This is a genomic window from Selenomonadales bacterium, assembly GCA_018335585.1.
Classification (GTDB): domain Bacteria; phylum Bacillota; class UBA994; order UBA994; family UBA994; genus UBA994.
In genome coordinates this window covers 95,347-109,155 of sequence record JAGXRZ010000053.1, presented here as the reverse complement: position 1 = coordinate 109,155, position 13,809 = coordinate 95,347, and the positions used below count along the sequence as shown (strand labels likewise).

Here is a 13,809-nt window from a genome sequence, read left to right as displayed (position 1 = left end):
CTACCTACCCCACAGCCGCGCCAAGTAGTCTAACGGACTCGCAAAACGCGTCTCCAAGTACGCCTCTGTTTCCACCGTAGGCACAGGAATAAGACCGCTCTCCTTAAAGCCAATCCCGGCTGGCAAGTAGCGCGCTCCGCGTGTAGTCTCAATGCGCAACACGCGGTCGCTCGATTTCTGCAACAGGTCGAGCTGCCCAGGCGTGGCTATAGGCGTGCCGTCAGCCGTGAGGATAACGTCGCCCTGACTAAAACCGGCTCGCGCGGCAGGCGAACTCGGCAGCACGTCAAGGATCTGCAGGCCGGCGGCTGTGCCGCCGTACAGTGGCTTCCCCCGCATCTCTCGCCGATTTGTCGTCCACACTAACAGCTCGTGCCCGAGCGGCGCAAAAATAGCGCCTACATAAAGGAATAACGCCATGCGCGTTGACAGCCACGCCAGGAGAAAGAGAATCAAGCTAAAGAGAGCCAGCTTCCCTGCCGATTGTCGAGCGCGCTGTTTAGGTGAAGTAGTAATCGCGAGTTCTCCGTAGCCAAGGCCGGCTACCACCGGAATCATCCACAAGCCAAATTCGGCCCCGATGCCAGCAGGCATAATGAGCGGCCACCAGTCAGGCATAGGAATCGTTTCTACCCCCGGCGGCACGGCACCGGGAATCACGGCGAGGGCAAGTAAAGGCACCGGCCAGAACTTCTGCAGGCTGAAGCCGCCCACAATCTCCCCCAGCGAGTTCTTAACGCTGACAGGTACTGCGCCAATGTGACCGCTTAGAACCATTAGCACGCTCTCCACGGCGTGTAGCAGCGCAACTAAGGCCAGTAGCGCGGGGATGTCAAGCTCCGGCCAACCGAGGAGCAGCGAACTTAGAGCCACAATCCCTCCGGCGTAGGCAAAGCACATTAGCCTCTGCGAGACAAAGGCCAAGGCTAACGCTACCATCCAGACATAGAGCATCCAGCCTCCCGACAGTGCTACACCGACTCCTAAAAGCAGTAGGCTGCCGAGCAAACCACCTACCACACCGTAGACCAAAGACAGCAGAAGCAACTTCCATACCGGCAGTCGCGGGCGTCCCCAGAGCTTGCGCTCAAGCTGTGCGGAGCGCATGTACTGGGAGACTATCAGCGCGAGAACGACGTAGAAGAGCGGTGTAACTAGAAACTGCGGCAAGGCACGCAAGTAAGCTAACCCTAAGGCGTCGAGCGGCAACAAAAATGAGACACCTCCCGTCTAGCCTATTATACCACTAGTGCGGAATAGACCGCATGTGTATAGGAAGGCTTTTACATGAGGTGCCGCCAAGAAGAGTTTCCAGGAAGAACCGTCCCTTTTGTTCTAGGGACGTACGTGGTCGCTTGGGTTTAGGCGCGTACCGGCTTGGTTGCGCACCTCAAAGTGCAGGTGCGGTCCGGTGCTGTGCCCGGTGCTGCCTACACGCGCTATTACTTGGCCCTTGGTCACCTTGTCCCCTTCCTCCACCAACAAGGTGCTGGCATGGGCATAGAGGGTGGAAAAGTTGCCGTGACTGATGATAACCGTCCTGCCGTAACCGCCAAGCCAATCCGCCCACAGCACCGTGCCCCCGTCAGAAGCCACGATGTTGCGTCCGCTAGGAGCCCCGATGTCAATGCCGCTGTGAAACTCCCGCGTGCGGAAGATAGGGTGTACTCGCCAGCCAAAGGGTGAGGTAATGCGGGTATTGCCCGGGACAGGCCAAGTAAAGGTGCCTGTGCCTACGCCGCGGTTACGCGCCTCTAACTCTCGGATGACGCGGTCTAGTTCTTCCGCTAGACGGTTGAGCTCGTTGTAAGCGCGAATCGCCGCCTGCTTGTCCTGGTTTAGGCTGTTAAGAATAGCGGTGCGACTTGCGGCGCGGCTTTGCAGGCTAGTCTGTTGTACTTGTTTTTCGGAGCGCAGCGAAGCAATTTCCGCGCGCCGCTCCTCGGCCTCTTCGCGGCGCTCGGCGACGATGGTACGTTCCTCTTGCACTGCGTGGTAAATTGCGATATCCTGATTTATCACCATCCGCAACAGGCTAAAGCGGCTAATAAAGTCGGCGAAACTGCGGGCTTGGAACAGCACCTCCAGGTAGCTCACGGCGCCGCGTTCATGCAAGGCTCGCAGGCGCAGGCCAAGCTGTGCGTTACGCGTCGCTAAACGCCGCGATGCGTCGTCTAGCTCCCGCGTCAGTCGCCGCAGCTCGCTCTCGGCGGTGCGCAACCTGCTCTCAAGCGTGCGTATCTCCGCCGTAGTGCGGTCGATATTTCGCTCGATGGTCTGCAGTTCCCCGAGCACGCTCCTTGCCTGCCGGTCGGCTGCCGCGGCGCGCCGTTCGGCTTCCTGCATGCGCTGTTGCACTTGACGGCGTTCGCGCTGCCTAGCCTCGAGGTCTGTAGTTGCTTCCACGCCCAGCGGTAGAAGTAATAAGCCAACCGCTAACGCCGCCAGAATTCGCTTTAACATCTTCCCGCCTCCTACACGTCTAAATAACGTCGCACGGACATCCCGCTGCCGGCTACACCGATGAGCGCGCCAAGCCCAACCAGCGCTAACGCTAAGCGCTGCAAAAGCGGCCAGGGAGCGACAAAGGGCCAAAAGGGAATGGCGGCGGCTAACGACCGCACCGCAAAGTAATACCCCCACGCCAGCACCGAGGAAGCCAATATGGCGCCGATTATCCCAAGTGCTAACCCCTCGATAACAAAGGGCCAGCGGACGAACCAGGCTGTTGCGCCGACGTAACGCATGATGCTGATTTCCCTGCGCCGCGCAAACACGGTAATTCTGATGGTGTTAGCGATAATAAACGTGGCCGCGAGCGCTAACCCCGCCATCAGTCCTATCCCTACCAGGCGCACGGCGCGGGTAATAGAGAGAAGCTGCTCTACGATTTCGCGTCCGTAAACTACTTCCTCGACGCCGCGCACCTCTGCTACGGCCTTGGCAATATCCGCTATGCGGAAGGCAGAATCCGCGCGCACCTCAAAGGCTTCGCGCAGCGGGTTATCTTCCTCCCACCCGGCGAGAAAGTTGCGGTCTTCGCCATACCACTCCAGTAAGCGCTGCCAAGCTTCCTCCCGCGAGACGAAGGTAACCGCGGCTACGCCCGGTATGGCTTTAAGCTCGTTTTCCAGCCTAGCTCGTTCCTGACTGCTAAGGTCGGCTAGGTAAGCGGTAAGCTCGACTTGTTCTTCAACTTGCGCAGCCATGGCGCCGATGTTTACCGCGAGCAGCATAAAAACACCAAGCACCAAAAGAGCGACGGCTACAGTGCCGATGGAGGCAAGCGTCATCCAGCTGTTGCGAATCAGGCTACTGCCCGCAGACTGAAAGAAATAGCCGAAGGTGCGAGGTTTAACCATGGTAGACACCGCGCTCCTCGTCGCGCACGACGCTTCCGCCTTCTAGGGCCACAACTCGTTTGCGCAAAGAGTCGACAATTTGCTTCGCGTGCGTTACCATTAGCATAGTTGTACCAGCGGCGTTTATCTCAAGGAGCAGTTTGACAATACCCCAGGCAGTCTCGGGGTCCAAATTCCCTGTGGGTTCGTCGGCGATAACGAAGGCCGGCTGGTTTGCTATTGCGCGCGCAAGGGCTACCCGCTGTTGTTCTCCGCCCGAGAGCTTGCCGGGCAACTGCTTGGCTTTGTGTGAGAGCCCAACGAGTTCTAGAACCTTGGCGACGCGCCTGTGGATCAGCCGCGGGGAGGCTTCGACGACTAACATGGCGAAGGCGACGTTTTCTTCCACCGTCCAATTCGGCATAAGGCGAAAGTCCTGAAAAACAACCCCTATCGACCGCCGCAGATACGGGATTTCGCTCGCTCGCAGCTTGGTTATGTCGCGGCCATTTAAGATAATCTGACCCTGCGTCGGCTTTTCTTCCCGCAACAGGAGCTTTGTCAACGTCGTCTTGCCGGCACCGCTCTGTCCGACGACGAACACAAACTCACCCTGGGCAACGCTCAGAGTGACGTCGTTAAGCGCGACCGGACCGTTGGGATAGGCCTTAGTGACTTTGCGAAGTTCGAGCATTCTCTCTTTCCTTTCGTGTGAACGAGCTCTACTGTGACGCTTTCGACAAATCTCCCCTCAATTCCTGTTTTTTCGTGCTGTAATTTAACGGCAATTTCCGAGAAAGGTTGATTCAACTGTGTCTGATAAGCTACTTTTAATTCCCCTTGGAGGCATGGGCGAGATAGGCAAAAACATGTACGTCTATCAGTACGGCGACGAGATTGTGGTTATCGACGCCGGCCTCAAATTCCCCGAAGACGAAATGTTTGGTGTCGACTATGTTATCCCTAATATCACTTACCTCTTGGAGAACCAAGCTAAAGTAAAGGCTATCTTTCTCACGCACGGGCATGAGGACCACATCGGTGCCTTGCCTTATGTCTTAAAGCAGCTGCCGGTGCCTGTGTATGGCACGCGCCTTACGATTGGCTTGCTGAAAATTAAACTCGACGAGCACAACATTGACGCTGTGCTGCGCGAAGTGCATGCCGGTGAGGACGTGCGCATCGGCGGCTTCCAGATTACCTGCTTCCATGTCAACCACAGCATTCCGGACAGCCTCGGGCTCGCCATAAAAACGCCGGTAGGAACAATCCTCCATACCGGCGACTTTAAGCTTGACCAAACTCCCGTGGACGGCAAAGTTACCGACTACTTTACGCTGACGCGGCTCGGCAACGAAGGTGTGCTTGGCATGCTGTCCGATTCCACTAACGCTCATCGCCCGGGCTACACTAAGTCGGAGCGAGACGTGGGCAAAGTCTTCGAAGACATTTTCGCCAAGGCTAAAGGCAGAATCATTGTGGCTACCTTCGCTAGCAACATTCACCGCGTGCAGCAGGTATTCGATACAGCCGTGCGCTATCGGCGCAAGGTAGCCGTAGTCGGGCGCAGCATGATTAGCAACGTAGAAACAGCAACGGAGCTAGGGTATCTTAGCTACCCCGACTCCGCTTACATTGAGATTGAAGAACTCGAGAGTTTAGCTGCCGACCGCACCGTAATCGTCTCCACCGGCAGCCAAGGGGAGCCTTTGTCGGGGCTTACCCGTATGGCCAGCGGCTCGCATCCGCGCATTAACATTGTGCCGGGAGACACGGTGATATTTTCGTCTACACCGGTGCCCGGCAACGAAAAGCTGGTAAGCAAAGTAATCGACAGCTTGTCTAAGGCAGGGGCGCGCGTTATCTATCAAGGCATCGCCGACGTGCATGTCTCCGGGCATGCCAGCCGCGAAGAACTAAAAATCCTCATTAACATGACCCGTCCCAAGTTTATGGTGCCTTGCCACGGCGAATATCGGCATCAGGCTGCCTTTAGCGACTTGGCCCAGCTTATGGGTTACGACCCTTCTGCCGTCCTAAGTGTCGAAAATGGTCAAGTGGTGGAGTTTACCAAGGACTCGGCGCGGGTAGTCGGCAGCGTCCCGGCAGGGTCGGTGCTGGTAGACGGCATAGGCGTAGGCGATGTCGGCAACGTCGTGCTGCGTGACCGCCAGCAGCTAGCCGCGGACGGCGTAATGGTTGTGGCGGCGACAGTCGACCGCAGCGCGCGCAAGGTTATCGCCGGGCCGGATATTATCTCGCGCGGGTTCGTCTATGTGAAGGAGTCGGAGGGCCTGCTTAGTCAAGCCGAGCTCAACGTCAGCGTCGCCCTGCACAAAGCGCTGCAGGAGCATACAGATTGGGTCGCGCTGCGCTCGGCCATCCGCGAGCCGCTGGCGAATTTTCTGTACGAAAAAACCCGGCGTCGTCCGATGATTCTGCCGGTACTATTAGAAGCAAACAGGAATTAACGTACGCTTGCCTAGCGAGACAGTGCTCTCTCTATGCGTGCGGCGATATGCTCGGCCGTTAGTTCGTAAGCGGCAAGAAGCTCCTGCGGTTCGCCGGATTGGCCGAAGCGGTCTTTCACACCTACCATGACTAGCGGCGGGCGGGACTTGGCGGCGGCTAGCGACTCTGCGCAGGCGCTCCCTAGTCCCCCGGCTACCAGGTGTTCTTCTACCGTAACGATAAGTTCACTATTTTGGGCCACTGACGCGAGCGTAGCTGTGTCTAGTGGCTTTATGCTGCTCATATTGACGACTTGGCAATTTATGCCGCGCTGCTTAAGGAGCAGAGCCGCTTGCAGCGACGCCTCCACCATTACCCCGCAGGCAATAATGGCTACCGGGGCAGCGTCACCTAGAACGCAGGCCTTCCCCGGTGTAAAGACATAGCCTGCGGGCACAACGCGCGGCACGGGTTGGCGTCCTAAGCGCACATACACCGGCCCGGCGGTAACTTCGGCAGCTGCTAAAATCATCTGGTAGGCTTCTTCGCCATCCGCCGGCACCCATACCTGCATTCCCGGCAGGACGCGCATCAGCGCAATGTCTTCTATTGACTGGTGTGAACCGCCGTCGGGCCCTACGGTGAGTCCGGCGTGAGTGGCAGCAATGACTACCGGGAGGCTCGCGTAAGTGACGCTGTTGCGTACTTGGTCGTAGGCGCGACCGGTGGCAAATATAGCGAAGGTGCTGGCAAAGGGCTTAAGCCCAGCCAAAGCCAAACCGCAGGCCGTGCCCATGAGGTCGGCCTCGGCGATGCCTACGTTAAAAAAGCGGTCTGGGTACTTCGCCGCGAAACTAGCCGTCTTGGTAGACTTGGAGAGGTCGGCATCAAGCACCACTACATCGGGGCGGGTTTCTCCAAGGGTTATGAGGGCGCGTCCGTACGCATCCCGCGTCGCTTCCGGTTTAGCCGACATCTGTGGCACCTCCGCTTGTACGTATATACTGCTCTGCCTGCTCCATCGTCGGCGCTTTACCGTGCCAGTCGGCTACGCCTTCCATGTAGTCTACGCCTTTGCCCTTGATTGTGCGGGCAATGACGACGAGCGGGCAGTTGTCGCGCTCGGCATGGAAGCCGCGGTAAAGGTCGGTAAACGAATGGCCGTCGACGGTAACTGTCTGCCAGCCGAAGCTTTGCCACTTATCCGCAAGCGGCTCTACTCGCTTTACGGCTGAGGTATGGCCGTCGATTTGCAGCCCGTTGTAATCGACGATGGCCGTTAGATTGCTGAGTCGATAGTGCGCGGCAGTCATGGCGGCCTCCCACACTTGGCCTTCCTGTAGCTCTCCGTCGCCTAGTACAACATACACCTTGTTTGTCAGTCCCTGCAGCCGTAGCCCTAAGGCTAAGCCGTTCGCTATCGATAGGCCCTGGCCGAGCGAGCCGGTGGACATTTCTACACCGGGGAGCTTGCGCATATCGGGGTGTCCCTGCAGGCGTGAGCCTAGCTTCCGGAGCGTTAGCGTTTCTTCCTCGCTGATGTAGCCGCGGCAGGCTAAGGCCGCATAAAGTACCGGCGCGGCATGGCCTTTGCTTAAGATGATGCGGTCGCGCTCCGGCCAATGCGGGTCGGTGGGGTGGAGTTTGGCTTGGAAAAAGTATAGGTAACTCATGATTTCGGCCAAAGACAACGAGCCGCCGGGGTGGCCTGAGCCGGCGCTGGCGGTGCTCAGCATAATTAGCCTGCGCATAAGCTGCGCTTTTTCGCGCAGAAGAACCGTGTTCACGCGATCACTCCTCTAAACAAAACCTTCAGGACGAACAACGGCAGGGCAAAAATGCGCCTCAGTCGTTTGGGCTCTTTATAGACCCGATAGGCCCATTCCAGGCCGCTTCGCTGCATCCAGCGCGGCGCGCGCACCGCCCTGCCTGCGAGTATATCAAAACTGCCCCCTACCTGCATAGCCGGACAGGGGAGCTGGGCTTTGTAGTTGTAGATCCAGTGCTCGCCCCGCAGGCCTAGTGCTACGAACAGGAAGTCTGGGCGTGCGGACTTAAGCGCAGAAATGACGGCTTCGCTCTCGTTATCGGCGAAGTAGCCGTGGTGAGTGCCGGCCACCGTCAGACTAGGATAAAGTTCTTTTAGGCGTGCGGCCGCGGCCTCCGCGACGCTAGGCTCCCCGCCCAGAAGATAGACAGAGAGGGCACGCGCGGCGGCGCTTTGGCACAGGGCGTGCAAAAGGTCATAGCCGCTCACTCGTTCCGGCAGTTCTTGCCGCGTTAAGCGCGCGGCTAACACCACCCCCATGCCGTCGGCTATTACCAGCTCGGCCTGGTGGACTACCTCGCCTAGCGCTTGGTCTGTTGCGGCCGCATAAAGAATTTCGGCGTTAGCCGTCACAATCTGGCCGCGGCGGTGCGCTATCAGGTTCTCTACCTGTGTTACCGCCGCTGTCAGTGTGAGTGGCGCTATCTTAAAGCCTAGCACATCAACGCCTGAGTTCATCGCGTTCACCCCTCCAGCACGACAGTGCCAAATCTACCGCCAGCGCCGCCCTAGCGCTCATCTGCCTGAGTGCCGCGTCCGTCGCGGCAGTGGGCGCCCAGCCTAGAGCCGCAAGCGCATCGATTGCCGTTACCAGCATGTCGTCTCGGAAACTGTCCCCCCACGGCAGGACATCGTTCTCTCGCCCTAAGCCGCGAAAGAACGCTCGCACCTTTGGGTCGTAGGCTAGCCCCACGACGGGTGTGCCGACACCTGCCGCCAATATCGCGCCGTGTAGGCGCATGGCGATTACAATTCGCGCGGCCGCTAAGCTCGCGCGGAGCTCCTCTAGGGAGTTATAGCTTATTACCGTGCCTTGGCAGCGGCGGGCGAAATCTTCGGCTAGGGGGATATCGTCGGGAAGATGCATGGGGAGGAAGGCATAGCGCAGCCCATGTTGCGCGGCGACGCGATTTAAGGCTTGGGACAGCGCTTGTTCTTGTGCCGCACGCCCGCGGCTTTTGCGCAGCGCCACGACCGCTAGGTTAGGCTGTTTGGGCACTAGCAGCGGTGGCAGAGCGAGGGCTGGGTCGGCTACTAAGTGTGGGCGGGCGTAGCGGACAAGCCTTTGCGAGTCTACGTCGCGCGTAGTGACAAGGTCAGCGGCGAGCGGCACTAGCACACGCACCATGGCCTGCGATAGGGGGCTACGCAGCGGACCGATGCCTTGGGCGTGAAACACCACCGTGCAACCCTTCGCTTTGGCGGCTACAGCGCGCGCTAACCAAAAAGGGACTATGCGCGGCTCGCCGTCTTGCAGTAAGCTTCCACCGCCGAGAAGCAGCAGGTCGCCCCGTCTAAGCACTGCGGCAAACGATTTAATCCCGGCAAGTCCGGGCAGTACAGGGTAGGCTGCTACGCCGTGTACGCGCTCAGTTTCACCGGGGTTCCACGAAAACACGCCGATATCCGTAACGCCGCGCTGTCTAAGTAGATAAAGCGTCCCCGCGAGGATGGCTTCGTCTCCGGCGTTGCCCGCTCCGACAAAACCCATTATGTAAACTCTACTCACATGCCATGCACCCGCATTAAGTCTTCCATCTCCCTGACTTTTGCTTCCCAGGTATGCTGCGCTGCGACTGCCTGGCGCTTGGCCGCGAGCGTCGGTTCTTCTGTTAGGGCAGCACGCGCTCTGCGTATCAGCTCTTCTGCTGTCGAGAATGGGTAGACTAGGCCCTCCCAACGCGTCAGCTCAGGCAAAGAAGTAACCAGCACCGGCTTCCCGGCGGCAAAGTACTCGTACAGCTTGATAGGATTTACACTTTGTGTCACCGGCGTGTCTTTGAACGGGATCAGCGCCACATCAAAGTCGGCAAGGTAGCGCGGCAATTCTCTGTAAGGGGTCAAGCCGCGGTGGTGCACGTTAGGTGGAAGCTTAGGCCACGGGAGACCTAGTTCGATGGGGCCAATCAGCAAAAAGCTTAGGTCGGGCGCAAGTAATGCCGCCTCGCACACTAAAGAGACGTCAACCCAGGGTCCGAGGCCGCCGTAGAAGCCAATCACCGGGCCTGCCAATCCGCTTGCGCCGGTTTTGCCCTTCGCAGCCGTGGCAAAGTGCGCGACTGCCGCTCCGTTTCCGACATACCGCGTATCAGGCCGCACCCTCTGACAGTGCTTAACCAAAGCGTCAGCGGAAGCATATACGCAGCGCGCGCGCCGCAAGAGGTCCTGCTCCATCGCCAGCACAGTCTCACGCCGCCACAGGGGCGACAGCTCGGCAAAGGCGGCGTGGTCATCCACACAGTCGTAGGCAAGCGGCCACGGTGCGGGGAAGTCCGCCGTGCCGGGCAGGTGTGTCAACACTGCGGTAGGACGCCACCCAAGTTCACGCAGCGCTCGCCGGAGGAACCGTGCGAGATAGGCTTGGTTCAGCTTGTTCACGGCGCGGGCGGCGTACCCTCCCGGCAACGCTAGCGGCGGGGTAACTACGGCTAAGGCATCCTCGGTAAAGCGCGGCGAACTGCCAAACGGATGCTTGGCCAACTCCCGCCGCTTTAGCGGAGCAAGCAAACTCGCGCTCGGCTCTACAAAGAGGACGCGCGCCCCATTAGCGACAAAGCCGCGCGCAAGCTGCTGCGGGCGTGCAAATACGCCGTCCCAAGGCACGGCACTAAACAGCACGATGGTGCGAACTGGCAGCTTAGGCAAGGCGGCACCTCCTGTGAGCATTGAGCTATGAGCTGAAAACAAAAGGGACGGTTCTTTTTGTTTCATGTAGTTACACGACGCCCCGCGCTCCGCCGTTCTACTAAGCACGAAGCACGAAGCACGGAGCACGGGGTCTACTCTGCCAACATCCAGCAGCTAGGAGCTAGCAACCCTCATCCTGCCCGTGAAGCAAAAAGCTCCGTCCCTTTTGCTTCAGCTGCGCGTAGACGGCGGCAGTTTTTGCGGCCATGACGTGGGCGGTGGCGTGGGCGCTGAACCAGGCATGTCCTGCCTCTACGCGCAAGGCGGAGGCCTCGCTATTGAGTAGGGAGAGGACTATTGCGTCAGCGAGTTTGTCTGGGTCACGCGGTGGGACGAGAAGACCGGTGGTCTGCGGCACGATTATCTCCGGGATGCCGCCGACGGCCGTAGCGACGATGGGCACCTTGGCTGCAAGTGCTTCCAGGAGAACGATCGGCAGGCCCTCCATATCGGAAGAAAGGACGAATACATCTGCCCCGGCCATAATTGCTCTAGCATTGCGCCGATAGCCCGCAAAGACTACCGCGCGGGAGATGTTAAGCTCTGCCGCCATGTGCTTAAGTTCCGCTTCTAGTGGTCCATCGCCGACTATAACAAGCTTGCACTCCGGCACACGCGCCAGTACGCTCTGCATGGACCTGAGCAAGATATCAAAGCGTTTGACGGGCACCAATCGCCCCACGGCGCAAAGCACGGGACCGGGTGTAAGCCCGAACACATCCTGTAGTTTGAGCGGCAATACCGATACGTCAGGTATGCCATTGTGCACTACGCTGATGCGCTCTCCCGCTATCCCCTGCCTAATCAGGGTGGTGCGTAGCTCGTGCGAGACCGCAATAAAGTGGTCAGCTAAAGGCCGCGTAAGTTTGTCGACAGAGGAAAACCACAGGTTAGGCAAGAGCGCCGCGTAGTCTAGATCAATGTGGCTATGCACCGTGGTGACCACGAGCGGGATACCGGCTAGCCGCGCGGCCAAACGCCCATAGAAGTTTGCCCGGCCGCCGTGCGTGTGTACTATATCTGGTTTGAGCGTGAGGAGCAGGCGGCGGAGGCGCCTAAGCAGAGTCAACGACATCATGTGCTTAACGCCAAGGCAATGGACCGACACGCGGAGCGCGGCTGCCTCCTCTGCCAACAAACCGTCAGAGAAGACCGCAAGCTCTGCTTCGGTGCCGTGTTTACAGAGCTCCGGCAACAGAGCAAGCAGGTGGCTTTTGCCCCCACCTGTATCCCCGCCGCCGTTAATATGCAACACCTTCATCGCTTGCCCGCCCTCCACGCACCCGCAACATAGGCCTCATATCCCTTCCACAGCAGGGCTACTCCACCTAGGGCCATTAGTCCAAGTAGTGTGCCCAGCCACAACCCGTGAAAAACGCGCAACAGAGAGATGGCCAGCGGCGTGCGCAGGTGCATAAAGCTATTGACAATGGAGACTTGTGCAATTACGGAAGCCACTAGGCCTCCCTCCATAATCAGGCGAGGCAGGCGTTGGCGATAGTACAAAACCACCAGCAGCACCGGGTGCACTAGCATTTCTTTAAAGCGCGGGCGTGCCACCAAGACTTCATCTAGCCAGAAGCGCAAGTTTAGCTCAAACTGCCCTATGGCGTGCGCGTGGCCGGAGCGACGCAGGTAGATGTAGAAGACCACCCCGAGGAAGAGCACTGCGGCTAAAGACTTCCACAGGCCAAAGCGGCGAATCTCGGCCAGTATTTCCTGCGGCAGTTGACGGAGGCGCGGCAACCACAGCATAGCGGCAAAAAGCACTATCGGCAGCGAGTATTGCACCTTCACGCCGCGAAAATAATGGAACTCCTTGATAAACTCCCAGTCGCTGAGGTAGCTGGCCACCAGCAAGGCTAGAAGCGTGGTCGTTAAGTTAATCAGGAAGAAGCCTTGCCACGGGCACTTCCAATCGCGAAAGAATGCCAGTGCGGCAAAACTTGCGGCTACCGCACCGATAAGCCCAAGCCCAAGCCTTACCCAAAGCGCCCACGGCGTAAAAAGGCCAATCTGCAAAAGCGCGACACCAACAAGCCCGAGATTTGCCAAGACGCGCGGGATTTTGGCCTTTAGTGCCAACAGATAGCACAACAACCCAATTCCAAGACCTACTCCGGCCTGCAGCAAAGGATGCGGGAAAAATCTGCGGAACCCCGTGGCCGAGCCTAGCGTTAAGCCTAGGCGCTCTACGGCCGCGACCAAGTAGCGTGTGTAGTGGGTGTTGTAGGCGATGTCCGGTTCGCGGAAGAACGGCCGCATGTAGATGGCGCGGACGTTATAGTCGGTAATCGAGTTTATCCACCGCGCCGTCATGTTTTCCGGCGTGACGGCCGGGTTGTTAGTCTCGGCGCGCGAAATGCGGTAGGCACGCACAATGGGCGTGGTTGGGGTGAGAACGTCTTCTACACCCTCAAGCGGCACATAGCTCCTAAGTGTGTCGGCGCGCTGCAACCAATAGAAAGTAAGCCCACGCCGTGCTATTACTTCGCTGAGCAAGTCGCTACCCGCAAGGTTTTCGGCAATGCGGTTGCCGGTAAACATTACGCCGGCAAATTCGCCGGTATCAAGAAAAGCTGCGAACTCGGCGGCGGTGCTGCCCGAAAAAGGAGAGAACACGGGCAGGAAAGTAAGACCGGCCGCACGGACCGCAGCCATCAAGTCTTTGGGGAAGCCAAGTGAGGCGCGGCGCAGGCGCTCGTAGGGGACTTCTGTGTATATCACATGGCCAAACACAGTCGTCTCCAGCCTATCGCCTGACAAGCGCTCGACCAAGGCGATAAGGGGGGCGACCAGCTCGGGGCGCTTCACGTGGAGCAGAGTTTGGGTGGGATTAGGCCACCTAAGCCCTAACTCATCGGCAGCGGCGCGGGCTTCGGCCCCGGCCGCGTGAATGTCAATGTCGCCTAGCGGCACCATATCCCGCAGAGCCACGACGTGGCTCGCCACCCCGTAGAGGCCAGCTGCCTTGAGCTCGTGCAGGTAAGCCTGCAGGTCGAGGCCTGTCAGACGGGAGCGGAACAAGAGCTCGGTGCCGTCCATAAACAGCGCCACTTGCCGATTTTCGCTTTCGACTTGGTGTCGCTCCACAAGGATTAGCCCCGTGGCCACTATGGCAAGGAGCGCGATTAGGCTCACGACTTTCCGCAAAAAAGTACACCACCTAGTCTAGTTTGGGGGGCTGTCCAGCTACCAGACCCAAAAGGGACGGTAGGGTGTGCGAAAACCTGGCGAACCCTTGCTGATAGAAACCAGCAGGCGACAAAGGTGTTGTAGGGA

General features: G+C 58.7%; 12 protein-coding genes. 1 reads left to right on the top strand and 11 read right to left on the bottom strand.

The window, feature by feature from the left end:
- The 4 genes from KGZ66_10645 to ftsE form a co-directional block, all read right to left on the bottom strand.
- On the bottom strand, positions 1-1,212 hold the full coding sequence (locus KGZ66_10645) for a PDZ domain-containing protein (protein ID MBS3986042.1): 1,212 nt from the start codon (positions 1,210-1,212) through the stop codon (positions 1-3).
- Between the two features lie 123 nt (positions 1,213-1,335).
- Positions 1,336-2,463, bottom strand: coding sequence for a peptidoglycan DD-metalloendopeptidase family protein (locus KGZ66_10640; GenBank protein ID MBS3986041.1), 1,128 nt, complete (start codon positions 2,461-2,463; stop codon positions 1,336-1,338).
- An 11-nt stretch (positions 2,464-2,474) separates the two neighbouring features.
- Positions 2,475-3,362 carry a permease-like cell division protein FtsX gene (ftsX, locus tag KGZ66_10635; GenBank protein ID MBS3986040.1) on the bottom strand — a complete coding sequence of 296 codons (888 nt, stop codon included), beginning with the start codon at positions 3,360-3,362 and terminating at the stop codon, positions 2,475-2,477.
- Positions 3,355-4,035 (bottom strand): cell division ATP-binding protein FtsE, encoded by a 681-nt coding sequence (ftsE, locus tag KGZ66_10630; GenBank protein ID MBS3986039.1) that lies wholly within the window; start codon positions 4,033-4,035, stop codon positions 3,355-3,357. The genes ftsX and ftsE overlap by 8 nt, the downstream gene beginning before the upstream one ends.
- A gap of 154 nt (positions 4,036-4,189) precedes the next feature.
- On the opposite strand from ftsE, the gene KGZ66_10625 reads away from it, so the two are divergent.
- Positions 4,190-5,812, top strand: coding sequence for a ribonuclease J (locus KGZ66_10625; protein ID MBS3986038.1), 1,623 nt, complete (start codon positions 4,190-4,192; stop codon positions 5,810-5,812).
- A gap of 11 nt (positions 5,813-5,823) precedes the next feature.
- On the opposite strand, the gene KGZ66_10620 is transcribed toward KGZ66_10625, so the two are convergent.
- The 7 genes from KGZ66_10620 to KGZ66_10590 all read right to left on the bottom strand — a co-directional run bounded on the left by KGZ66_10620 (position 5,824) and on the right by KGZ66_10590 (position 13,680).
- Positions 5,824-6,768 carry a transketolase family protein gene (locus KGZ66_10620; protein ID MBS3986037.1) on the bottom strand — a complete coding sequence of 315 codons (945 nt, stop codon included), beginning with the start codon at positions 6,766-6,768 and terminating at the stop codon, positions 5,824-5,826.
- Complete coding sequence (locus KGZ66_10615; GenBank protein MBS3986036.1) at positions 6,758-7,543, bottom strand: transketolase; 786 nt, start codon at positions 7,541-7,543, stop codon at positions 6,758-6,760. Before KGZ66_10615 ends, KGZ66_10620 begins: the two co-directional genes overlap by 11 nt.
- Positions 7,544-7,575: 32 nt before the next feature.
- The gene (locus KGZ66_10610) at positions 7,576-8,298 is read right to left on the bottom strand and encodes a WecB/TagA/CpsF family glycosyltransferase (GenBank protein ID MBS3986035.1); all 723 of its coding nucleotides are present in this window, start codon (positions 8,296-8,298) and stop codon (positions 7,576-7,578) included.
- On the bottom strand, positions 8,282-9,349 hold the full coding sequence (locus KGZ66_10605) for a polysaccharide pyruvyl transferase family protein (GenBank protein ID MBS3986034.1): 1,068 nt from the start codon (positions 9,347-9,349) through the stop codon (positions 8,282-8,284). The genes KGZ66_10610 and KGZ66_10605 overlap by 17 nt, the downstream gene beginning before the upstream one ends.
- Positions 9,346-10,485 carry a glycosyltransferase gene (locus KGZ66_10600; protein ID MBS3986033.1) on the bottom strand — a complete coding sequence of 380 codons (1,140 nt, stop codon included), beginning with the start codon at positions 10,483-10,485 and terminating at the stop codon, positions 9,346-9,348. The genes KGZ66_10605 and KGZ66_10600 overlap by 4 nt, the downstream gene beginning before the upstream one ends.
- 163 nt (positions 10,486-10,648) lie before the next feature.
- A complete protein-coding gene (locus KGZ66_10595) occupies positions 10,649-11,788 on the bottom strand; it encodes a glycosyltransferase family 4 protein (GenBank protein ID MBS3986032.1) in 1,140 nt (379 codons plus the stop codon).
- Entirely contained in the window at positions 11,785-13,680 is a 1,896-nt protein-coding gene (locus KGZ66_10590) for a hypothetical protein (protein MBS3986031.1), read from the bottom strand. Before KGZ66_10590 ends, KGZ66_10595 begins: the two co-directional genes overlap by 4 nt.
- Between the last annotated feature and the right edge of the window lie 129 nt (positions 13,681-13,809).

Excerpts from the sequence above, each read along its gene's own strand:
- KGZ66_10640 (MBS3986041.1), bottom strand. The coding sequence starts at position 2,463 with ATGTTAAAGCGAATTCTGGCGGCGTTAGCGGTTGGCTTATTACTTCTA.
- ftsX (MBS3986040.1), bottom strand. The coding sequence starts at position 3,362 with ATGGTTAAACCTCGCACCTTCGGCTATTTCTTTCAGTCTGCGGGCAGT.
- ftsE (MBS3986039.1), bottom strand. The coding sequence starts at position 4,035 with ATGCTCGAACTTCGCAAAGTCACTAAGGCCTATCCCAACGGTCCGGTC.
- KGZ66_10625 (MBS3986038.1), top strand. The coding sequence starts at position 4,190 with ATGGGCGAGATAGGCAAAAACATGTACGTCTATCAGTACGGCGACGAG.
- KGZ66_10620 (MBS3986037.1), bottom strand. The coding sequence starts at position 6,768 with ATGTCGGCTAAACCGGAAGCGACGCGGGATGCGTACGGACGCGCCCTC.
- KGZ66_10615 (MBS3986036.1), bottom strand. The coding sequence starts at position 7,543 with ATGCGCAGGCTAATTATGCTGAGCACCGCCAGCGCCGGCTCAGGCCAC.
- KGZ66_10610 (MBS3986035.1), bottom strand. The coding sequence starts at position 8,298 with ATGAACTCAGGCGTTGATGTGCTAGGCTTTAAGATAGCGCCACTCACA.
- KGZ66_10595 (MBS3986032.1), bottom strand. The coding sequence starts at position 11,788 with ATGAAGGTGTTGCATATTAACGGCGGCGGGGATACAGGTGGGGGCAAA.